Source organism: Mesorhizobium sp. M1328, from assembly GCF_040318075.1.
GTDB lineage: Bacteria > Pseudomonadota > Alphaproteobacteria > Rhizobiales > Rhizobiaceae > Mesorhizobium.
Window position 1 is genome coordinate 1 of the sequence record NZ_JAMYLO010000016.1, and the last position, 18,530, is coordinate 18,530.

The 18,530-nt window shown below is 63.0% G+C and carries 27 protein-coding genes; 6 read left to right on the top strand and 21 right to left on the bottom strand.

The window, feature by feature from the left end; all coding sequences use genetic code 11:
- Positions 1-419: 419 nt before the first annotated feature.
- The 6 genes from NKH23_RS24000 to NKH23_RS24025 are packed head-to-tail and all read right to left on the bottom strand — an operon-like array spanning position 420 to position 4,601.
- Complete coding sequence (locus NKH23_RS24000; RefSeq protein ID WP_353035491.1) at positions 420-893, bottom strand: DUF2269 family protein; 474 nt, start codon at positions 891-893, stop codon at positions 420-422.
- Positions 893-2,179 (bottom strand): SDR family oxidoreductase, encoded by a 1,287-nt coding sequence (locus NKH23_RS24005; protein ID WP_352715253.1) that lies wholly within the window; start codon positions 2,177-2,179, stop codon positions 893-895. Before NKH23_RS24005 ends, NKH23_RS24000 begins: the two co-directional genes overlap by 1 nt.
- 34 nt (positions 2,180-2,213) lie before the next feature.
- Complete coding sequence (locus NKH23_RS24010) at positions 2,214-2,555, bottom strand: hypothetical protein (protein ID WP_353024870.1); 342 nt, start codon at positions 2,553-2,555, stop codon at positions 2,214-2,216.
- Entirely contained in the window at positions 2,552-2,914 is a 363-nt protein-coding gene (locus tag NKH23_RS24015; RefSeq protein WP_352715257.1) for a hypothetical protein, read from the bottom strand. Before NKH23_RS24015 ends, NKH23_RS24010 begins: the two co-directional genes overlap by 4 nt.
- Positions 2,914-4,134, bottom strand: a complete 1,221-nt coding sequence (locus NKH23_RS24020) for an NRAMP family divalent metal transporter (protein WP_352715260.1) — start codon at positions 4,132-4,134, stop codon at positions 2,914-2,916. Before NKH23_RS24020 ends, NKH23_RS24015 begins: the two co-directional genes overlap by 1 nt.
- A complete protein-coding gene (locus NKH23_RS24025) occupies positions 4,131-4,601 on the bottom strand; it encodes a hypothetical protein (protein ID WP_353035493.1) in 471 nt (156 codons plus the stop codon). The genes NKH23_RS24020 and NKH23_RS24025 overlap by 4 nt, the downstream gene beginning before the upstream one ends.
- A gap of 147 nt (positions 4,602-4,748) precedes the next feature.
- Here NKH23_RS24025 and NKH23_RS24030 point away from each other — a divergent pair, with 147 nt between their 5' ends.
- Complete coding sequence (locus NKH23_RS24030) at positions 4,749-4,964, top strand: DUF2934 domain-containing protein (RefSeq protein ID WP_352715265.1); 216 nt, start codon at positions 4,749-4,751, stop codon at positions 4,962-4,964.
- A gap of 5 nt (positions 4,965-4,969) precedes the next feature.
- Complete coding sequence (locus NKH23_RS24035; protein ID WP_352715267.1) at positions 4,970-5,098, top strand: hypothetical protein; 129 nt, start codon at positions 4,970-4,972, stop codon at positions 5,096-5,098.
- Positions 5,099-5,280: 182 nt separating this feature from the next.
- On the opposite strand, the gene NKH23_RS24040 is transcribed toward NKH23_RS24035, so the two are convergent.
- The 6 genes from NKH23_RS24040 to NKH23_RS24065 all read right to left on the bottom strand — a co-directional run bounded on the left by NKH23_RS24040 (position 5,281) and on the right by NKH23_RS24065 (position 11,025).
- The gene (locus NKH23_RS24040) at positions 5,281-6,042 is read right to left on the bottom strand and encodes a GntR family transcriptional regulator (RefSeq protein ID WP_352912881.1); all 762 of its coding nucleotides are present in this window, start codon (positions 6,040-6,042) and stop codon (positions 5,281-5,283) included.
- 71 nt (positions 6,043-6,113) lie between these two features.
- The gene (locus tag NKH23_RS24045; protein WP_352912882.1) at positions 6,114-6,896 is read right to left on the bottom strand and encodes an SDR family NAD(P)-dependent oxidoreductase; all 783 of its coding nucleotides are present in this window, start codon (positions 6,894-6,896) and stop codon (positions 6,114-6,116) included.
- A gap of 108 nt (positions 6,897-7,004) precedes the next feature.
- The gene (locus NKH23_RS24050; protein ID WP_352912883.1) at positions 7,005-7,910 is read right to left on the bottom strand and encodes a PfkB family carbohydrate kinase; all 906 of its coding nucleotides are present in this window, start codon (positions 7,908-7,910) and stop codon (positions 7,005-7,007) included.
- Positions 7,907-9,106, bottom strand: coding sequence for a mannonate dehydratase (uxuA, locus tag NKH23_RS24055; protein ID WP_352912884.1), 1,200 nt, complete (start codon positions 9,104-9,106; stop codon positions 7,907-7,909). Before uxuA ends, NKH23_RS24050 begins: the two co-directional genes overlap by 4 nt.
- A 150-nt stretch (positions 9,107-9,256) precedes the next feature.
- Positions 9,257-9,916 carry a ThuA domain-containing protein gene (locus tag NKH23_RS24060; protein ID WP_352715282.1) on the bottom strand — a complete coding sequence of 220 codons (660 nt, stop codon included), beginning with the start codon at positions 9,914-9,916 and terminating at the stop codon, positions 9,257-9,259.
- Between the two features lie 11 nt (positions 9,917-9,927).
- Positions 9,928-11,025, bottom strand: a complete 1,098-nt coding sequence (locus NKH23_RS24065) for a Gfo/Idh/MocA family protein (protein ID WP_352715284.1) — start codon at positions 11,023-11,025, stop codon at positions 9,928-9,930.
- A 266-nt stretch (positions 11,026-11,291) separates the two neighbouring features.
- Here NKH23_RS24065 and NKH23_RS24070 point away from each other — a divergent pair, with 266 nt between their 5' ends.
- The gene (locus NKH23_RS24070; protein WP_352715285.1) at positions 11,292-12,200 is read left to right on the top strand and encodes a dihydrodipicolinate synthase family protein; all 909 of its coding nucleotides are present in this window, start codon (positions 11,292-11,294) and stop codon (positions 12,198-12,200) included.
- On the opposite strand, the gene NKH23_RS24075 is transcribed toward NKH23_RS24070, so the two are convergent.
- The 6 genes from NKH23_RS24075 to NKH23_RS24100 form a co-directional block, all read right to left on the bottom strand.
- The gene (locus NKH23_RS24075; RefSeq protein WP_292654454.1) at positions 12,201-12,599 is read right to left on the bottom strand and encodes a DUF1801 domain-containing protein; all 399 of its coding nucleotides are present in this window, start codon (positions 12,597-12,599) and stop codon (positions 12,201-12,203) included.
- Between the two features lie 91 nt (positions 12,600-12,690).
- A complete protein-coding gene (locus NKH23_RS24080) occupies positions 12,691-13,161 on the bottom strand; it encodes a DUF1801 domain-containing protein (RefSeq protein ID WP_352715287.1) in 471 nt (156 codons plus the stop codon).
- A gap of 4 nt (positions 13,162-13,165) precedes the next feature.
- Positions 13,166-13,396, bottom strand: coding sequence for a hypothetical protein (locus NKH23_RS24085; protein WP_292654431.1), 231 nt, complete (start codon positions 13,394-13,396; stop codon positions 13,166-13,168).
- A gap of 85 nt (positions 13,397-13,481) precedes the next feature.
- Positions 13,482-13,874: a VOC family protein gene (locus NKH23_RS24090; protein ID WP_352715291.1), complete on the bottom strand. Its 393-nt coding sequence runs from the start codon at positions 13,872-13,874 to the stop codon at positions 13,482-13,484.
- Between the two features lie 74 nt (positions 13,875-13,948).
- A complete protein-coding gene (locus NKH23_RS24095) occupies positions 13,949-14,359 on the bottom strand; it encodes an SRPBCC family protein (RefSeq protein ID WP_352912885.1) in 411 nt (136 codons plus the stop codon).
- On the bottom strand, positions 14,356-14,679 hold the full coding sequence (locus NKH23_RS24100) for an ArsR/SmtB family transcription factor (RefSeq protein WP_023716560.1): 324 nt from the start codon (positions 14,677-14,679) through the stop codon (positions 14,356-14,358). The genes NKH23_RS24095 and NKH23_RS24100 overlap by 4 nt, the downstream gene beginning before the upstream one ends.
- A gap of 198 nt (positions 14,680-14,877) precedes the next feature.
- On the opposite strand from NKH23_RS24100, the gene NKH23_RS24105 reads away from it, so the two are divergent.
- Genes NKH23_RS24105 through NKH23_RS24115 form a run of 3 tightly spaced genes read left to right on the top strand, consistent with a single transcriptional unit; the run spans position 14,878 to position 15,703 of the window.
- Positions 14,878-15,120 carry a type II toxin-antitoxin system Phd/YefM family antitoxin gene (locus NKH23_RS24105; protein WP_352715296.1) on the top strand — a complete coding sequence of 81 codons (243 nt, stop codon included), beginning with the start codon at positions 14,878-14,880 and terminating at the stop codon, positions 15,118-15,120.
- Positions 15,120-15,545, top strand: coding sequence for a type II toxin-antitoxin system VapC family toxin (locus NKH23_RS24110; RefSeq protein ID WP_352715834.1), 426 nt, complete (start codon positions 15,120-15,122; stop codon positions 15,543-15,545). The genes NKH23_RS24105 and NKH23_RS24110 overlap by 1 nt, the downstream gene beginning before the upstream one ends.
- Positions 15,542-15,703, top strand: coding sequence for a hypothetical protein (locus NKH23_RS24115; RefSeq protein WP_352715298.1), 162 nt, complete (start codon positions 15,542-15,544; stop codon positions 15,701-15,703). Before NKH23_RS24110 ends, NKH23_RS24115 begins: the two co-directional genes overlap by 4 nt.
- Before the next feature lie 87 nt (positions 15,704-15,790).
- Here the strand turns inward: NKH23_RS24115 and NKH23_RS24120 are convergent, their stop codons facing one another.
- From NKH23_RS24120 to NKH23_RS24130, 3 genes are all read right to left on the bottom strand, one after another.
- Complete coding sequence (locus NKH23_RS24120; protein ID WP_352715301.1) at positions 15,791-17,047, bottom strand: RNA polymerase sigma factor; 1,257 nt, start codon at positions 17,045-17,047, stop codon at positions 15,791-15,793.
- A gap of 85 nt (positions 17,048-17,132) precedes the next feature.
- Positions 17,133-17,534 (bottom strand): YciI family protein, encoded by a 402-nt coding sequence (locus tag NKH23_RS24125; protein WP_352475767.1) that lies wholly within the window; start codon positions 17,532-17,534, stop codon positions 17,133-17,135.
- Positions 17,535-17,739: 205 nt separating this feature from the next.
- Complete coding sequence (locus NKH23_RS24130; RefSeq protein ID WP_292654399.1) at positions 17,740-18,522, bottom strand: ABC transporter ATP-binding protein; 783 nt, start codon at positions 18,520-18,522, stop codon at positions 17,740-17,742.
- Between the last annotated feature and the right edge of the window lie 8 nt (positions 18,523-18,530).

Sequence of the window (18,530 nt, forward strand, 5' to 3'; positions counted from 1 at the left end):
GCTTCTGGCGGTCTCGAAATCGGCCGTCTGACGGCCCTGATCGTCCTGGTCCTGCATGGTGTCTCCTAGTGGAATCCGAGGAAGGAGAGGATTGCAAGCACGATGACGACAAGGCCGATGAGATAAATAACATTGTTCATGGCGCAATCTCCTCCACTGCGCACCGAACTTGCTTGTGGCTTTCCGTGTTCCCTCAGATGTCATCTTTTTTGGTAAGCGAAGCCTAACCAGCCTGAAGACGGGATCTCATCCTGTGCCAATGGCGGTGAGCGCGCGGTGGGAAATGATATGCGACCCGGACTTCGGTGCGACTTACAGGTCGAGGCGCAAGTCCGCTCCGGCAGATATTCGCGCTGCACGGCCGGAATTTATCCGCAGTGCTTTGACTGGGCATTATCGTAGTGGGACCTGCCCGCGACCTACCAGTCGATTGCTGGCCGAACGATCATGAGCCAGAAAATCCCGAGTACCGCAGCGAAGGCGGGGAAGCCGAAGGCGAACCACAGCCAGAAGAGCCGATGATAGCGCGGCGGCAACGGCGCGCCTGCAGCGGCGGCTTGAGATGCCAGCTTGCGCATCTCCATTTGCATCCAGACGACCGGGAGCCAGAACATTCCGGTGAAGATATAGAGCGCGATCGAAAGTACGATCCAGCCCTCCGACAGCGAGTAGCCTGCCTGCCAGGCGAGCGCGGCTCCCGTCAAAGGTTGCGCGACCACGGCCGTCGCTGTGAAAAGGAAGTCGGCGACGACGACGATACGCGCCACCGCCGCAACCGCCGCGGCATTGCCGGTCCTGTGGGCGAGCAGCATGAAGAAAGCGATACCGGCGCCGGTGCCAAGCAGCACGGATGCGCCGATGACATGCAGACATTTCAGCAGGAAATAGAGCATCAACGCTCCTCCAGCACCGCCAAGGCCACAAAGTGCAGCACCAGGATCGGTAACACCTTGAGGAACGGCCCAAGCGGGTCGTTCCACAGCTCTGGGCGCAGGAAACTTCCGACGGCCAGGTAGAAGAGCGAGAGCGCGATGCCGCCATAGAGGCCTTTTCGCGTCGCCGGCCGCCAGGCTATGAGCGCGCCGACGGCGATGTCGGCAAGAGCGCCGGCGAGCACGGTCGGCGCCGACAAGATGCCGGCCCCCGTGCTTTGCATCAGATCGACGCCGCCGACGTAGCCGGTGGTCAGCGACACGATCCCCGTCACGATCCAGAAGACGGGCAGGACCACGAATATCGCCGGCTTGATGAAGTACAGCCGGGCAAACCATTTTTCCTGCACCGTTGCCGGATTGAGCGCGAGGAAGCCCGCCAGGGTTTGCGGGCGTATGCCGGTCGCGGCGGTCCAGTCCGAGGGATCTCCAACCGCTCCTCGGGCGATCTCCCTGGCCGCGTTGGTGCGCATCGGTGGGCGCCAGCCGAACATCGCGGCAAGGTCGCCGAAGCGGTAGAGAAGCCTTGCAACAGCCACTGGCAAGACAAACCTGGCTGCCGGAGCCCAGCCGAGCCATCGGCGATAGCTGCCGACGACCTCGTCCATGCTCAGCTGTTCGGGACCGACAAGTTCCAACACGATGCGAGACGGACTGTCGGGATCGAGAAGGAAGACGACTGTTGAGACCACATCGTCGAGTAGTACCACCTGGAGCCGGCCGGTGCCGGGCATGGACGGCAGCACCGGCAGCGAAGCGAGACCCCGAAACAATGCGCTGGCTCCGAAGACCGGCCGGCCGAGCACCACGGACGGGCGCAGGACCACCCAATCCAGATCAAGCGCCATAAGCGCTTGATCGCCGGCCAGTTTCGTCGCCGAGAACGTCGAAGGCTGCGCCCGATCGACGCCTATCGCCGAGAAGTGGATCACCCGGGCAACCCCTGCCCGCGCACAGGCGAGGAAGAGTGCTGCCGCCGCATCGCGATGGACTTCGCGCGTCTTTTCGCGAGGGCTGTCCTGCAGGACGCCCGCGCAATTCACGACGGCGTCGATACCCCTGAGATGCGGCAACCAGTCTTCTGGCTGCAGCGCCACCGCCATGTCCAGCACCAGCAACTGATAGTTGCCGGCCCGGTTTGCGCCGGGGCTGCGGACCAATCCGATCACCTCATGCCCATCGGAAAGAAGACGTGCGACGACGGAGGCACCGATCAGGCCGGTGGCGCCGGTAACCAGGACTTTCACTGGACCCCATTCTCCGACGGCGGGAAAGTATCGTTCATTCCGGTTTATCGCCCTCGATACGCCCCTTCATACCGGAAAGTTCTTTCTTCGTGCATAACAGTCGCGGCTGCGCCGGGTCGGAGATGTCGAGCTTGTCCCAGGGAATGCGGTACATGCTGTCGCGACTGCGCAGTCGAAAGGCGTCGAGGACCGCAATGCCGATGGCCGAGGCGGACAGACGCTCGAAGGCCGCGTGGATGCCGACATGGTACTCGGTAACTACCAGGTCGTCGCCATCCGGTTCGGCGCGTATCTCCTCGATACGGCCGATGCTTTTGCCGCGCTGCGAAAGCACAGTCCTGCCAGCCAATTGCTCAAGATTGACGGTGGCCATCATCCAGCTCCCGGAATACGCCCAATGACATGATCGCGCAGCCAGTCCTGCCAGTCGAAAACCGCCGTTTCGCGGACGTCGATATCGAACTCGATGTCGACGCCGATGTCGCGCACCTTGTTCCAGGCAATGCGGTGCGGCTCGGCATGGCGCTTGCCGCCGAGCCTTGCCGCAAGCAGGGCCATCCAGCGCCCGGGTCGCTCGCCAAGCCGACGCGCCAGCGTGATCGAGCCGAGCTCGACCGCAACGATTTTAGGCGGCTTGCCTGGCCTGAGCTCGGCCACCAGCCCGTCCACCTTGCCGATCTTGACCTGCTCGCGGTCGACCACTTGCTTGTCCAGGATGTCGCGCAGCAACTCCATCACGTGCCTCCGAATATCTGCAAAGGAATGGTCACGATCGCGAGCACGAAACCGAGCGCGATGATGAAGATGACCGCGGCATTCGCTATCATGCCATTGCGGTGCTCGCCGACATAACGCTCGTCATTCAGCAGGAAGAGGAACGGCACCACGGTCAGCGGCAGGCTGGCGGCCGTCAGCGCCATGGAAAAGATGGTGAGCTTCAGCGGATCGAGGCCCAGTGCGATCGGAATGGCGGCGAGAACCAACAAGATCGTATAGACGGTGCTGAAACCCGGGTCGTCGCGCGGTTTCAGGTTCTCGCCCCAGGTCCAGCCGAAACCCTGCGCCACAAGGTAGGCTTGCTGCAGGCCGATTTCGAGCGCGGCACCGAAGCAGGCAATGCCCAGTGAAGCAACGAACAGGACAAATCCCCAGAAACCGAAGATCGGAATCAGCATCAGCGGCAGTTGGTGGTAGTCATCGACCTGCTCTATGCCGTGCGCGGCCAGCACGAGCGCCGCCACAATCAGCACACCGATAGCGATTGTGCCGCCAAAACTCATGCCCAGGCCGGCAGTGGCTCGATTGGCTCCGAGATAGCTCTTGTCCCACTTGTCCTCGATCGCTCCCGACGAATAGAACATGAACAGATAGGGCGAGATCGACGCACCAAGAATGCTGACCGCCATGAACCAGTAGTTGGCCGCGTCGTGATCCGGCAGTGTGGGCAGGGCCCCGGCCGCGACCTGCCCCCAATCGGGCTTCAGCATGACTGCGCCAACCACGAAGCACAGCGTGACCAGCCCGAGGATCGCGACGCCTTTTTCGATGAATCCGAACGTGCCTTTCCAAAGGAACAGCCATGCCAGAAACGCGACCGGCAGCGCCCACCACTGAAAGCCGATGCCGGTGGCGAGCTCGAGCGCAATGGCAACACCGCCGATTTCGGCTGCCATGACCAGGAAGTTGACCAGCAAGGTCGCAAGCAACGGCCACAGAAAGGCGTTGAAGCCAAACCGTTCCCGAATCCCGTCGGCGATGGTGTGATGGCTAACGGCGGCGAACCGGCCGGCCATCTCGACCAGGAAGATGATGCAGATCGTGCCCAGGACGACGGCCCATATCAGCTGGAACCTGAACGCCGCGCCGGCCTGAGCGGCTGTCGCCATTGATCCGACCTCGAGAAAGCCGCCAACGCTGGTGACGACGCCCAGCGATATTTCGAGCAGCTTCTTCATGATTTCGGCGTGAAATATTTCGCGTAGGACGTTCTCAGATCGGCGGCGGCGGCCCGCAGATCCTGCTGCGCGTGTTCCACTTCCGAGCGGTTGCCGTTCTGCACGGCCGTCGCCGCGCGCATTACCACTGCCGAAAGCCGTCCAACCGCCATCGTCAGACCGGCTTGCTCGCTGGGCTCAGGCGACTTGGCGGACTGGATTTGCGCACCGGCATCGGCGAGCGCCTTGCCGACGGATTGCAAAGTGCGCGACGTGTATTTCGACGGGGCTCCCCCAGCGATCCAGCTCTCCAGGACCAGCGAAGCAGTCTGTGTGGCGGAAGCGGCGGTTTTCGACTGCTGCTCAACCTGGCCGGAAGGCGAGCATGCCGTCAGTACAAATATTATCGGCAGCAAGCACGGGCGGTCCGGTCGAAGACCGACGGCTGTAACGGCATTTACAATACGTGCTTGTAGCGTTGCTGCCACACGATTGTTCTCCCCGCACCAAGCGACTTCGGCGTGAAGTTTGATCTAGAGCGCCCGGTGATCACGTCAACTGAACCGCAATGAACGGCGCTGGCAGCGCGGAACAAACCAGCGATCGCCGGATTAGGGGATGAGGAGGCAAAGGCCATGGACAGGGAAGAGCGTATCAGGCAGCGAGCCCATGAGATCTGGGAGCGCGAAGGCCGTCCGCAAGGACGCGAGCGCGAGCATTGGGATCAGGCCGTGCAGGAGATCGAAGCTGAGGGTTCCGAGGCCGAGCGCGGTCCGGTCGTGCCCGATCCAACGGTCGGGGCCGGCTCCGATCCGGAGGCACGCGGCAGCAAGCGGCGGCGAGGGACGTGAGGCCGATGCCTCGCCTCGTCGCCTGGATCGCGGTCGTACTGGTCGTGCTGTTCGCCGCCTGGCTGATGATCGGGCGCGACAGAACCGGCGGCGGAGGTCAGCCCACGCCGCACGCCATTGATCAAAATGGATAGGAGCCGACATGACGGGAGCCGATACTCATCCTGAACAAGACCCGGCGGAAGGATCGCGATCGATAGTGGAAAAGCAGCTCCGCAAGGAGCAAGGCGGCGAGGGTCGAGATCGCAAAGCCGAGCCAGCTTCCGACAAATCCGGCAGCAAGACCAAGACGCCTTCGGAAGCGCGCAAGAAAGGCTCAGGCTTGGATTGAGCCGGCCGACGGTGGGCTCACACTGCCGTTTGCCTCGAAATAATAGGGGTAGCGCTCCTGGACGATTTCGAGCACCTCGAAGATGCGGCGAAGATGCGTTCGCATTGCTTCTTCCGCCGCAAGCGCGTCGGCCTGCTCGAGCGCATCGACAATCCGCCGATGCTGGCCGAGGACCACCGACATGGTGTCGAGGCGCGGGAAAGACAGGAAGCGGAAGCGGTCCATGGGCAGCTTCGCCGCGCTGATGTCGGCCCAGATTCCGGGGAACCCTGCATGGCTGGCGATGTGCTGGTGGAACAGCTCGTCCGACTTGAAGAAGCGCCTGTCGTCCGCGATGGAGGCGAACGTCTCCTGGACCGCCAGTTCGCCTTTGAGCACGGCAAGCAGGTCGGCACGGCGCGGGCTCTCGGCCGCGCGCTTGATCAGGCCGACTTCGAGCGATTCGCGCAGGAACTGCGATTTCTCGAGATCGGCAATACGGAGCGGCGCCACCATGCTGCCGCGCTGCGGATAGATGTCGATCAGGCCAAGACCGGCCAACCGGGCGAGCGCCTCCCTGACCGGCGTGCGGCTCACGCCAAGGGCTTCCGACATCGCCTTTTCAGAAATCAGCTCGTGCGGCTTCAGGCGGAAGGTCAGGATCTGGTCGAGCAGAACCTCGAACGTCCTCGCCGCGACCGATGCGCCGGGGCCGGTTTCGCCCAACCGCCCCTCGGTGATGGTCCGCATTCCCAAAAGCCCTGCCATCGGCAATCCCCTTAAAGGCTCTGCAGTTTCAAGCCGTTCATGAAATGCCTGCGCAAGCAGCAGCGCCGGCGTTACTCCTTGCGCGGAGAACCGCCGATGCGCGCCAGCAGCCCGCCATCGACGCGCACGACCTCGCCGGTGACGAAGGAGGCATCGTCGGACAGCAGGAAGGCAACGACTGCGGCAATCTCTTGCGGCCGGGCGGTACGGCCGAGCGGATGCATGTTGTCGAGGATGCGCAGGATCTCGTCGGGCTTATCGTTGAGCTTGACCGCATCCCGCAGCATCGGTGTGTCGACCGCGCCCGGAGCGACGGCATTGACGCGCACGCCGAGCGGCGCATAGTCGACGGCCATCGATTTGACCAGGCCGATCAGGCCATGCTTGGCCGTGCTGTAGGCCAGAACCCCTTCCTGGCTGGCCAGGCCTTGCACCGAGCTCATATGGACGATGGCGCCGCGGCTTTGGCGCAACAGCGGCATCGCTGCGCGCGACAGCAGGTAGGCGGCTTTGAGGTTGACGTTCATCACCTCGTCCCAAAGCGCCTCGTCCGTGGTCTCCACCGTTCCGTAACGCTGGATGCCGGCATTGTGGGAAAGCATGTCGAGCCCGCCGAACGTGGAACGGGCAAGCTCGACGGCGCGGCCGCAGGCTTCAGTGTCGGCGGTCGAGCCAAGCACGGTGTGCACGGTCACGCCGCGCGCCGAAAGCCGTGCCGCGACCTCGTCCAGCTGATCGCCCGCCCAGTCGAACAGGATCAGGTCGACGCCTTGCTCGGCCAGCCTTTCGGCGACAGCACGGCCGATGCCCATGGCTGCCCCGGTGACCAGTGCGCGTTTTTTGAACTCAGCCATTTATCCTCCCACGAACAGTTGCGCAGCGATTGCCATGGTAGTCGATCAGCGACGCATGGCGTACCCTTTTCCGCCGAGCCGGCCCAAGCGTGTTCGGCATCATGTCGATCATTGCATGAAAGCCAGTGTTTCGGCGCGCGTCGGTGCGCCAAGACGTCCGCCAAAGCGTAGGCATTTCAGGGCGGCGGCAGCGCTGGCCACTGCTATGGCCCGCTCTTCGTCCCAACCTTCGGCCAGACCGAGGGCGAAGGTGCCGTGAAACACGTCGCCTGCCGCCAGGGTGTCGACGGCTTCGACCCGCGGCGACGGTAGATGACGGACATCATTGCTGCCCGAGTAGCGGAACGCGGTGCCGTTCGCCCCATCGGTGACGGCCACGAAGGCGCCGGTCCGTTCGCCGATAATGGCGACGGCGGAACCGGCGGATATCTCCGGACCGCAAAGGATGCGTGCCGCCGGCAGCGATGCAACGACGTGCGAGGCGAGCGGCAGCAGCCGGTCGAGCACCGGTCGCGACGCGACATCGGCGTCAAGGACCGCCGGAATGCCGCATTCTCGGGCCTTCGCCAGCGCCAGGGCGGCGGCTCCGGGCCAGCGGACATCAACCAGCACGGCGTCGAAGCGGGAAAAATCCGCGGGCGGAAGACGGTCCGGATCGGATTGCGTGACGGCATCGTAGAACGGCACAATCATACGCTCGCCGGCGGCATCGACCAGGATCGTGGCAATGGCCGAGCGGCCACCTTCAACCCTGCGCACGAGCGAACAGTCGACCCGCTCCGCCTCCATCTGGCCGATGACATCGCGGCCGACGGCATCGTCGCCGACGCTTGCCCATAGCCAGACCTGCCCGCCCTGGCGGCTGGCTGACGCGGCGGCGCTTGCCGCCATGCCGGCCGCGATCTGCACGGCCTCGCTTGGCAGGAACTTGCCGGCGCCGGAGGGCAGGACATCAAGGCGCAAGATCGTGTCGTAGGTGAGCGCGCCGACGCAGAGCAGGCGGGGCGCCGTCATTGCAGCCGGTAGCCGCGCTGATGGGCAATCGCCGTCATCACGCCTCTCAGTTCGGCAAGGCCGCGAAGACGGCCGATCACCGGGTAGCCGGGATGGGTGTGCCGCGTGGCATCATCGATCAGCTCGTGGCCATGATCCGGACGAAACGGCAACAGCGCCGCCTGTTCGCCGGCGTCGCGGCGGCGTTGCTGCTCGTCGAGCAAGATCGAGACCACCGACACCATGTCGACATCGCCGCTCAGATGCTCGGATTCCATGAACGAGCCGTCCGGGTCCTTGCTGACGTTGCGCAGATGCACGAAGTTGATCTTGTGCGCAAAACGTCTGGCGATGGCGGGCACGTCATTGGCCGGGTTGGCGCCCAGCGACCCCGTGCACAAGGTAAGGCCGCTATGGGCCGATGGCACGGCGTCCAGGATAAAGGCGATGTCGTCGGCGTTCTTGACGATCCGGCACAGGCCGACGAGATCGCGCGGCGGATCGTCCGGGTGGATCGCCAGCGTGACGCCCGCCTCTTCGGCCGCCGGCAACACGTTTTCGAGAAAACTGACGAGGTTCTCGCGCAGCCGGTCGTGCGACAGGCTCGACTGCTCGGCAACCACTTCGCGCAATTCCGCTATGTCGTAGCGCTTGAAGGCGCCCGGCAGGCCGGCCATGATGTTGGCGAGCAGACGCTCTTTTGACGTATCCGGCGTCGTCTCGAACCATTCGCTCGCCCGCTGGAGAACATCGGACGCATAGTCGCGCTCAGATCCCTTGCGCTGCAGTATGTAGCAATCGAACGCGGCAAGCTCGTGCATGTTCATGCGGAGCGCCCGTCCGCCGCCCGGCAGCGGCGCAGCCAGGTCGGTGCGGGTCCAGTCGAGGATCAGCATGAAGTTGTAGCAGACCGTGCGCACACCGCAGGCGCCGAGATTGCGTAAAGTCTGCCTGAAATTGTCGTAGAGCCGATCGAGATCGCCGCGGCCGAGCTTGATGTCCTCGTGCACGGGGACGCTCTCGACGACGCTCCATTTGAGGCCCATCGCCGGATCCGCCTCGATCAGCGCCTGGCGCTGCCTGATGGCGTCGATCGGCCAGACTTCGCCGTAAGGGATGTCGTGCAGTGCCGTCACTATCCCGGTCGCGCCGGCCTGCCTAGCATGGGCAAGCGTAGCCGCGTCGCTCGGGCCAAACCATCGCCACGTCTGCTCCATTCGACCCCAGCTACGGAATTCCTTATGAGACCGCAAATGTATTGAATACTACCATGGCAGTCAATCGGCTGCAGTTCGGGCCTGTGTGTCAGCCTTCGGACGGCCGTTCTTTGAAAGATTACAACGATACGTGGCGTTCAGATCGAATGGCTACGCAAGATCCGCGTCTCGGCTGGCCCAAATCGCGCCGCGTTCGAACATCGTGCGCATTTGCGGCACGGTGAACTCGTCGGCGGTGTGGCCGAGCGCGCTGTAAAAGACGCAGCCGTTGCCGTAGCGGCGCTTCCAGACAACCGGCATGACGACGCCAGCGATGAAATCGAGATGCTCGCCGGTGAAAGTAGTCGTCGCCAGCACCTCGTTGGTCGGATCGACATGCATGTAATACTGCTCTGAACGGTAGGCGAAGCCGTCGATGCCTTGCATGATCGGATCGTCTGGCCTGGTGATGTCGACGTGATAGTCGATGATGTTGCCGGGATGGGCGACCCACTGGCCGCCCGTCATGAACTGATATTCCGGTTCGTTGCGGAAGCTGTCGCACATGGTGCCGTGAAAACCCGCAAGGCCGGTGCCGGCCCTGACGGCGCTGGTCAGGTTTTGCAGCTCCGACTTTTCGATCGTCGACATGGTGATCACCGGGACAATGAGATCGAGCTTGCCCAGCTGCGGATCGGCAAGTGCCGAAGTCCCCTGCTCCAGCTGCACGTCGAAGCCGTTGCCGGCCAGCATCTCCTTGACGATTTCGGCGCTTCGGGCCGGGGTGTGACCTTCCCAGCCGCCCCAGAAAATCAGTGCCGTCTTGCTCATCGCATTATTCCCTATTCCAGAATTCCGAAAGGCAGGTCGGCGCGCATCGGCGCCGGCCGGGCGCAGCCATATCTCAGGTCGATACGCTGCCCTATCTCTGCTGAAGAGATGATCGATTCCATGATTTCCAGGACATGGAGGGAAAGATCGAGACTAGCACGGTGCTGTCTGCCGGAGACGATCGCCTGCGCCATGTCGGCAAGGCCGAGGCCCCGGTAATTGCCGTCGCCATAGGAATGGATCTGATCGGCCACGGTCCAGTCGCCCTTGCGCTGGCTGGTCCTGATGTCGCCCTGGAACTGATTGGGATCGGAGACGATCATCGAGCCGGTGGTTCCGTAAAGTTCGATGTGATTGTGTTCATGCTTCCAGACGTCGAAGCTGGTGGTGATCGAGACCGCGGCGCCATTCTCGAATGTGAGCAGGCCGGAAATATGGGTCGGCACCTCGACCTGGATCGTTTCGCCCTGGCGCGGTCCAGAACCGATGGTGCGGGTGGGATAGGATGACTTTGCCTGCCCGATCACCGATTTTGCCGGACCCAGAAGGTTAACCAGGCAGGTCAGATAGTACGGTCCCATGTCGAGCATCGGCCCACCGCCGGGCTGATAGTAGAAATCCGGATTGGGATGCCAGAGCTCGTGGCCGGGCACCTGCATGAAGGCAGTGCCGGCGACAATGGTCCCAACCGTATCCTCATCGACCAGCCGCCGCGCCGTCTGGTGGGAGCCGCCAAGAAAGGTGTCGGGTGCGCAGCCGACACGCACGCCCTGTTCGCGTGCGGCCGCAACGAGCCGCTCGGCGTCGTTGAGCGTCGTTGCCAGCGGCTTCTCCGAATAGACGTGCTTGCCTTGCCCGACAGCCTGCAGGCCGACCGGCACATGATGCTGCGGCGTCGTCAGATTGACCACGATCTCGACGCGCGGATCGGCCAACAGCGCGTCGACCGGCATGGCAGCCAGGCCGTAGGCCGCTGCCTTGGCCTCGGCCGCCGTCCGATTGATGTCGGCGACGCCGACAATGTCGAGCACCGGAAATTGTGGCGACGCCTTCAGATAGGCATCCGAAATGTTGCCGCAGCCGATAATGCCGACACCGATCCTCCGCATGGGCTTCTCCTCAAAAGGCGGCATTGATGAAACAGCAGAACTCGTTTGTCACCCCCCTTTCGGCCAGACGACGTTGTCCCGTGACAAGGATATACCTCGAGGGCCTCAGAACCGCCGCCCGATCACAATCGCGCGTCTATGCGCGAGCCGCTTGCTTTCGAGGCCGAACGGCCGGTACTCAGCAACACTGCTTCATGTAGCTTGCTCGACACTCTTGTTGCCGGGCGTTGAGCACTGCACAGATTTTCACCGGTAGAAGGACGCACATGATCCGCCCGCAAGGAACCATCGCACCGATCCTGACGCCGTTCGAGAACGACGGCCGCATTGCCCGCGACCTCTGGATATCACACGCCAAGTGGGTGCTGGATCAGGGAGCGCATTTCCTGTCGCCGTTCGGTACCACGGGCGAGGCGTTGTCCGTCTCGTTGCGCGAGCGCATGCAAGCGCTGGAGTGGCTGGTCGAGGCTGGCATTTCGCCGGGCAGTCTGATGCCCGGCACTGGCGTCACAGCACTTGCCGAAACCGTCGAGCTGACCGCGCATGCGGTCGGTCTCGGCTGTGCCGGGGTGATGGTGCTGCCGTCGTTCTTCTATACGGCCGCCGGCGACAACGGTCAGGCCCGCTACTACAGCGAGCTGATCGGACGGGTGGCGAACCCGGCGATGAGGATGATCCTCTACCATATCCCGCAGAATTCCGGCGTACCGGTGAGCCCGGCGCTGACCGCCCGATTGAGCGAAGCGTTTCCCGATGTCGTGGTGGCTTACAAGGACAGCGCCGGCGATTGGAACAACACCGCCGAGGTCATTGCCGCGGCACCAAGGGTCGCGGTCTTCCCGAGCTCGGAAGCACAGCTGACCAAAGGCCTCGCCCACGGTGCTGCCGGCTGCATCTCGGCGACAGTCAATCTGAATGCCGCAGCGATCCGGGCCCTCTACGACGCAGCGCTGGCGGGAGAGGACACTACCGACGCGGATGCCGCCATCAAGGCGTTCCGCAAAATCATCCAGGACGCCGGCCTCATCTCCGCGATGAAGGCAGTGCTGGCGGTACGGTCTGGCGACAGTCGCTGGCTGAACCTGCGCGCGCCGCATGAGAACGCGACGCAAGCCACCGGCGAAGTTTTGCTCGCCGCTCTCGGCCCGCTAGCCGACCATATCGGCCGGAGCTGACTATCGGGCCGTGTTCAGGGCGGCAGCAGCGCGTATCAGCGCCTTGAACGCATTCTCATCTATGTCCTCGCCCTCACGGATATCGATGGCGCGCCTGGTGTTGCCTTCAAGGCTGGAGTTGAACAGGCCTGAAGGATCCGGCAGGGAGGCGCCCTTTGCGAAGGTCACCTTCACGACGTTCTTGTAGGTCTCGCCGGTGCAGATTATTCCGGCGTGCGACCACACCGGAACACCTCGCCACTTCCACTCCTCGACCACTTCCGGGTCAGCCTGCTTGACGAGAGCGCGGACATGGGAAAGCGTCTTGCCTCGCCAATCGCCCAGCTCACTGATCCTCGCATCGATCAGCTGAGAGGGAGAGCTCTCTGCATTTCCTTCCATAGAGCCACTCTTCATCATCATTGTCGCTTTCCCTGCGGTTGTTGCCGCTCGCCCGTCAGATGAATACCGCTAGTCGGCACCGGGTTTGCGGGAATGACTGGCATTCCACTCACATTCGCTCGCCAGGCAACTGGCTGGCTTGCTTTACCCAGTCGGTGAGTTGAGCTTCGTCGAGCTGGTCGTCCTCGCGGATGTCGAGGTAGCGCACGTCCTTGTGCTTGGACTCGCCTGGAGGGACAGGCTGCAGCGACGTGCCGCGGAAGAAGGCCAGCTTGATGTACTTTGTGAAGCAATGGAAGTTGAGGAACCAGCCTTGACCCTCTACGCCATAGAAGGGCGAGTTCCATTTGACGGCCTTGCGCAGGTTGGGAACGTTGTGCTCGATGAGTGCGTCGAGGCGGCGCCCGACGTCGCGTTTCCAGCCCGGCATGGCCGCGATGTAGGCCTGCACAGGAGCGTCACCATCACCCTTCGGGATCTGCGGGTTGCCGCCTGCGAGGAGGACCGGCTTTGCGGCTGCAGGCTTCGCGGCTGGCTTCTTCACGACCGCCGATGACTCGATAGACGTCTTATTGGCCATGCATTCACTCCAGTGCGCCGGTGCCCCCCGCGCTGCGCCACTTGGGCGCGTAAGGCAGCACGAACATGTACAGACCGGTAAGCAGGAGCAAGCCTAGCGGAAGCAGCGGCAAGAGGTATACCCAGTAGGCGGGTTCCTTGCCTGCTCCCAAGCTGATGAAGATAGCGGCGACGACCGCCGCAAAGATAATCGACAGCCAGCGGTGGATCTGCCGAACCCATTTGTTCCAATCCATTGAGACCTCCTCTGAAGACGAACGAGCGGATCGGGCGGCCCGTTTGGCGGCTCTCGCCGGGCAGCCACGCCACTGAACGCGTGCTTTACCAGCGCGCCAGCTGGGTGATTTGAACGAGATTGCCGCAGTTGTCGTTCAGCTGGGCGATGGTCGAGCCGGTTACTTCGGTCGGCGGCATGGTGAACTCGGCGCCGCGCGCTTTGATGCGCTCGTAGTCGCCCTTGATGTCGTCGGTGAAGAACATGACCGCGGGCTGGCCCTGCTGGAAAATGGCTTTCTGATAGGTCTTTGCGGCCGGGTTGTCATTGAGCGCGAGTTGCAGCTCGGCACCGTCCGGCCCGTCGGCTGATGCGACGGTCAGCCAGCGAAACGGCCCATTGCTGAAATCGGCCTTCTTCGTAAAGCCGAGCGTTTCGGTGTAGAAACCCAGAGCCTTTTCCTGGTCGTCCACGTATACTTTGGTCAACTTGATCTTCATTGGCTTGCCTCCATTATCGCCCCGCCATCTGCCGCTCTGTAACAGAGCCCTTGCTTGAATAGCGCCCGCGGATCTCAGTCCGTCCGCGCCAGAACCTGCTCCAGATCGTCAAAGAACCTCGGCCAGCCGACTTTGGCACCCCGGAAGTAAGGCTGCTGATCCGGCCGGAAGCCCGACTGTTCCATGCGCAAGCGGGCTCCGGTGCTCGTGGGGGTCAGGGTCCAGGAGACGACACTCTTGAGATCCTTGGTATCCCACGTGTAAGTCAGCGTTCTGTTCGGCTCGACCGTCTGGACCTGACATTCGACAGAGCCCCAGGCTGCGTGAAGATTGAAACGGTGGTCCGCGACAGGTTTGAAGTCGTTTTTCATGAGCCACTCTTCGATCAGATGTGGTTGGGTGAGTGCGCGCCAGATCTTCTCGGGCGGATAAGCGATTTCCCGTTCGACAATGACGGAGAGCGTTTCGGTCGCCATTTCGTTCACTGGTCCATCCTTTTGAGCAGGTCTTCGAGGTCGTCGAACCGGCTCTGCCAGAACCCGGTCATCTGGCTTGTCCAGTCGATCAGGGGGGCAAGCGCAGCAAGCTGCGCGCTATAATGGGTCTGCCGTCCTGCATGGCGGTCGCGCACGAGCCCGGCTTGCCTCAAAACGCCGAGATGTTTTGACACGGCCGGTTGCGAGATCCCGGCCTGAGCCGTCAGAGCCCCGACCGTCTGCTCTCCTTCACGACACAGTCGCTCAAAAATAGCGCGCCGAGTCGGATCGGCAAGCGTTCTGAAGAGCACATCGTGAGCGTTTGGCATTGGGATCGATAACCCTTCGGCTATTGATCGATGTATAACCATCGGGATATGTATGAGTCAAGCGGGAAGCGGCATAATTCTCGTTGCAGGAGCGATCACCTGCTTCGCTCACGCAGCCAGTTGCTCATTCGCCGTGCTCTGCACTGGAATTGTCACGCGTTATGCGCTACATGACCATCTACATGGTCAGGAGCTGAGATGGACGCGGTCAATTTGGCGGACGCCAAGGCACATCTGAGTGAGCTCGTCGACCGGGTCGAGGCTGGAGACTCGATCGACATAACCCGGCGTGGCAAGCCGGTCGCCAGGCTCACGGCCGTGGCCCGCCCTCGCAAACGGATCGACGCCGGCCTGCTCCAATCCCTGACCGCAACCATGCCTCTGCAGGCCCAGGTTGCCGCCGATCTGGTGCGATCGATGCGAGATGGCGATCGCTATTGATGTTCTATCTCGATACTTCGCTGATCGTCGCGGCGCTATCCAACGAAGCCATCACCGCGCGCGTTCAGGGCTGGCTGGCGGAGCAGGACCCAGCGCAACTTGTGATCAGCGACTGGACCATCACCGAGATATCCTCCGCCATGGCGACCAAGCTTCGGACCGGACAGATCGACCTGGAGCAGCGCGCTGCAGCGCTCGCGATGTTCAATAAGCTGGTCGCTGAGAGCTTCACCATGCTGCCGGTGACGGGCGGGCATTTTCGGGTCGCCGCGAAATTCGCCGATCAACATATGCTCGGGCTTCGTGCTGGCGACGCCCTGCACCTCGCGGCGGCATCGGAGCATGGCGCCACGGTGTGGACCCTCGACCAGCGGCTCGCCGAGGCAGGACCGATTATCGGCGTGCCGACGCAGTTGCTGGCATGATCGAGGCCCTCTCCTCCAAAATGAATATACCCAAGCCGCGAAAACCGATTGGCTCGATTCACGCTGGCTGCGATACACTTTTGTCAGAGGACATGCAGCACGCAATGGCGCTCGACGAAGGCTTGCGCATCGTTAATCCCTTTCGCGTTGCGAGCTGATCGCGCTCATTGAAGGGAGCTGGCCGTGAGCGAACTGGCGGCTTTCGATGTTGCCGAGCGGCGCTTCAGGCACGGAGAGCGATGCTGTCAACCACAAGCGTCTGCGCGGGCGAGGAGAAAGGCCGCCTCGCGCACGTTGCGGGTGAGCTTGGCCGCAGCCTCGAATTCGGCGCGGGCCTCGGCCAGCCGGCCGGCCCGAAACAGAAAATCGCCCCTCGCCGCTGGCAATGGCGCATAATTGCGCAAGGCGGCGGCGTCGGCAATCTCGTCTACCAGCCGCAGGCCCGCTTCGGGCCCGAAGGCCATGCTGTGGGCGATCGCCCGATTGAGATCGACCACCGGCGAGGGCATCACTGCACGCAGCCGGTCGTAGAGCGCTGCGATGCGGGGCCAGTCGGTATCGGCCGGACTGCGCGCCCGCGCGTGACAGGCTGCAAGCGCGGCCTGCAACACATAGGGGCCATCGCCCCCGAGGGCTTCGGCACGGGCCAGCGCGTCAAGGCCTCGGCGGATCAGCAACTGGTCCCAGCGCGCGCGGTTTTGCTCGGTCAGGGTCAAGAGGGCGCCGTCCGGCCCGATGCGTGCCGGCAGGCGCGATGCCTGGATTTCCATTAGAGCCAGCAGGCCGAACACCTCGGCATCCTCGGCCATCAGCCCCGCCAGCATGCGGCCCAGCCGTTGTGCCTCCAGGCACAGGCCCGGCCGGACAAGGTCGTCGCCGGCCGTGGCAGCATAGCCTTCATTGAAGATGAGATAGATGACCTCCAGCACCGAGGACAGACGCGCCGCACGCTCGGCGCCGCGCGGCACCTCGAAGCTGAGCCCGGCCTTTCCGATCGTCCTCTTCGCGCGGACGATGCGCTGGGCGATCGTCACCTCGCTTGACAGGAAAGCACGGGCGATCTCGTCCGTCGTCAGGCCGCCGATGACGCGCAGCGTGAGCGCCGCGCGGGCGTCGGCCGAAAGTATGGGGTGGCAGGCTGTGAAGATGAGGCCCAGCAGCTCGTCGCCAAGATCGTCGTTCATGGCCATTTCGTTTCCCTCGGCCGTACCGTCGCACTCGCCGTCCAGCTCCCGCGCGATCTCCTCATGCTTGCGCTCGCGCATCTTGTCGCGACGGATCGCGTCGATGGCGCGGCGTTTGCCGACCGTCATCAGCCAAGCGCCGGGATTGGCCGGAACGCCGGCCCTGGACCATTCGGACAGGGCTATGACGAGGGCGTCCTGCACCAGTTCCTCTGCAAGGTCGACATTGCGCACGAGGCGGACCAGGCCCGCAATGAGCCGGGCCCGTTCAATGCGAAAAATCGCCTCGATCGCCTGCTGCGTCTCGCCTGCGGTCATGCTGCCTTGTCGGCCAAAGCCATAATGGAGGCAAGCAGGTTGCGGCCGACAGTCTCAGTTGCCGCTGCGCTTCTCGCGCGTCCGGTCATGGATTTCCGTGACCTCCGGCGTCAGATTCCCATTGCCAATCAGCCATCTCGTACAGCGGCCGGATTTCAATCTCGCTCGGTCCCGGCATGGGATTGGGGCAGCGCTTCACCCAGGCGACCGCCTCGTCCATGTCCTTGACTTCCCAGAGCCAAAAGCCGGCGACCAGTTCGCGGGTCTCGGCGAAAGGCCCGTCGATGACCGTCCGGCGGGGACCATCGAACGCAACGCGCTTGCCCTGCGAGGAGGGCTTGAGGCCGTCGGCGTCGAGCAAGATGCCGGCATTGCGCAGCTCGTCGTTAAATCTGCCCATCGCCTCCATCGCTTCCTTCGCCTCGGGCGTGGGGAGAAAGCCCTTTTCGCTGTCCTCGGTAGCCTTCACGAGCACCATCACACGCATCGTCTGTCTCCTTGTTGAGCCGGCCTCACCGGCCGGCATCGAAACGACGAACGGAGTTTAGGAAATCGACATTGTCCTGCAAATTTTTTTCGAGGTTGAGGAGCAGGACGCCAATGGCGGCTCCCCTGGTCGGGAATTTGCGATGGCGCGATATCGAGATTGGGCGCAACGCTGGTCGCCGATTGTAAGTAATTGAGTGGCCCGCCTAAACCATTTCGGGACGTTTTGAGGCCTCGCGGATCGCCTTGTGCACGCTGCGCTGCAAATCCATGAAGGCCGGGGTTTCCATGACCTCTTCCCGGCGCGGGCGCTCGATGTCGACATTGAAGGTCTGCATGATGCGTCCCGGGCCGATCCCCATCACGATGATGCGGTCCGACAAGTAGACGGCTTCTTCCACATCATGGGTGACGAAGAGCACGGTGAGCCTGTGCTCCTCCCAGATCTGCGTCAGGAGTTCCTGCATCTGATGCCTGGTCAAGGCATCGAGCGCGCCAAAGGGCTCGTCCATCAGAAGCATTTTGGGTCGATAGGAAAGAGCACGCGCTATGGCCACCCGTTGCTTCATGCCGCCCGAAAGCTCGGACGGATAGCGATTGGCGCTGTGCGGGAGCTTGACCAGATCGAGATGCTCGCGTGCTATCCTGCGGCAGGTCGCGCGATCATGACCCGCGGCCTTGAGGGCGAACTCGATGTTCTGCTGCGCCGTCAGCCAGGGAAGCAGGGTGTAGGACTGGAAGACGACGCCGCGGTCGAGGCCCGGCTGCAGGATCGGCGCGCCATCGATGGCAAGATCTCCGGCGTCGAAATCCTGCAGTCCGGCAACGATCGACAGCAGCGTGCTCTTGCCGCAACCCGACGTGCCCACCAGCGAGACGAACTCGTTGTCGGCAAGATCGAGATTGATATCGCGCAGCACTTCCGTGCGCCGCGCGCCAGTGCCGAAGCTCTTGTGGAGACCTTTGATCCGCAGTTTGGGCAAACTCATCGGCCTGG

Coding starts and splice junctions, on each gene's coding strand:
- NKH23_RS24000 (WP_353035491.1), bottom strand. CDS start 893: ATGCTCTATTTCCTGCTGAAATGTCTGCATGTCATCGGCGCATCCGTG.
- NKH23_RS24010 (WP_353024870.1), bottom strand. CDS start 2,555: ATGATGGCCACCGTCAATCTTGAGCAATTGGCTGGCAGGACTGTGCTT.
- NKH23_RS24015 (WP_352715257.1), bottom strand. CDS start 2,914: ATGGAGTTGCTGCGCGACATCCTGGACAAGCAAGTGGTCGACCGCGAG.
- NKH23_RS24020 (WP_352715260.1), bottom strand. CDS start 4,134: ATGAAGAAGCTGCTCGAAATATCGCTGGGCGTCGTCACCAGCGTTGGC.
- NKH23_RS24030 (WP_352715265.1), top strand. CDS start 4,749: ATGGACAGGGAAGAGCGTATCAGGCAGCGAGCCCATGAGATCTGGGAG.
- NKH23_RS24035 (WP_352715267.1), top strand. CDS start 4,970: ATGCCTCGCCTCGTCGCCTGGATCGCGGTCGTACTGGTCGTGCTGTTC.
- NKH23_RS24040 (WP_352912881.1), bottom strand. CDS start 6,042: ATGGCAGGGCTTTTGGGAATGCGGACCATCACCGAGGGGCGGTTGGGC.
- NKH23_RS24045 (WP_352912882.1), bottom strand. CDS start 6,896: ATGGCTGAGTTCAAAAAACGCGCACTGGTCACCGGGGCAGCCATGGGC.
- NKH23_RS24050 (WP_352912883.1), bottom strand. CDS start 7,910: ATGACGGCGCCCCGCCTGCTCTGCGTCGGCGCGCTCACCTACGACACG.
- uxuA (WP_352912884.1), bottom strand. CDS start 9,106: ATGGAGCAGACGTGGCGATGGTTTGGCCCGAGCGACGCGGCTACGCTT.
- NKH23_RS24060 (WP_352715282.1), bottom strand. CDS start 9,916: ATGAGCAAGACGGCACTGATTTTCTGGGGCGGCTGGGAAGGTCACACC.
- NKH23_RS24065 (WP_352715284.1), bottom strand. CDS start 11,025: ATGCGGAGGATCGGTGTCGGCATTATCGGCTGCGGCAACATTTCGGAT.
- NKH23_RS24070 (WP_352715285.1), top strand. CDS start 11,292: ATGATCCGCCCGCAAGGAACCATCGCACCGATCCTGACGCCGTTCGAG.
- NKH23_RS24075 (WP_292654454.1), bottom strand. CDS start 12,599: ATGATGAAGAGTGGCTCTATGGAAGGAAATGCAGAGAGCTCTCCCTCT.
- NKH23_RS24080 (WP_352715287.1), bottom strand. CDS start 13,161: ATGGCCAATAAGACGTCTATCGAGTCATCGGCGGTCGTGAAGAAGCCA.
- NKH23_RS24085 (WP_292654431.1), bottom strand. CDS start 13,396: ATGGATTGGAACAAATGGGTTCGGCAGATCCACCGCTGGCTGTCGATT.
- NKH23_RS24090 (WP_352715291.1), bottom strand. CDS start 13,874: ATGAAGATCAAGTTGACCAAAGTATACGTGGACGACCAGGAAAAGGCT.
- NKH23_RS24100 (WP_023716560.1), bottom strand. CDS start 14,679: ATGCCAAACGCTCACGATGTGCTCTTCAGAACGCTTGCCGATCCGACT.
- NKH23_RS24105 (WP_352715296.1), top strand. CDS start 14,878: ATGGACGCGGTCAATTTGGCGGACGCCAAGGCACATCTGAGTGAGCTC.
- NKH23_RS24110 (WP_352715834.1), top strand. CDS start 15,120: ATGTTCTATCTCGATACTTCGCTGATCGTCGCGGCGCTATCCAACGAA.
- NKH23_RS24115 (WP_352715298.1), top strand. CDS start 15,542: ATGATCGAGGCCCTCTCCTCCAAAATGAATATACCCAAGCCGCGAAAA.
- NKH23_RS24120 (WP_352715301.1), bottom strand. CDS start 17,047: ATGACCGCAGGCGAGACGCAGCAGGCGATCGAGGCGATTTTTCGCATT.
- NKH23_RS24125 (WP_352475767.1), bottom strand. CDS start 17,534: ATGCGTGTGATGGTGCTCGTGAAGGCTACCGAGGACAGCGAAAAGGGC.
- NKH23_RS24130 (WP_292654399.1), bottom strand. CDS start 18,522: ATGAGTTTGCCCAAACTGCGGATCAAAGGTCTCCACAAGAGCTTCGGC.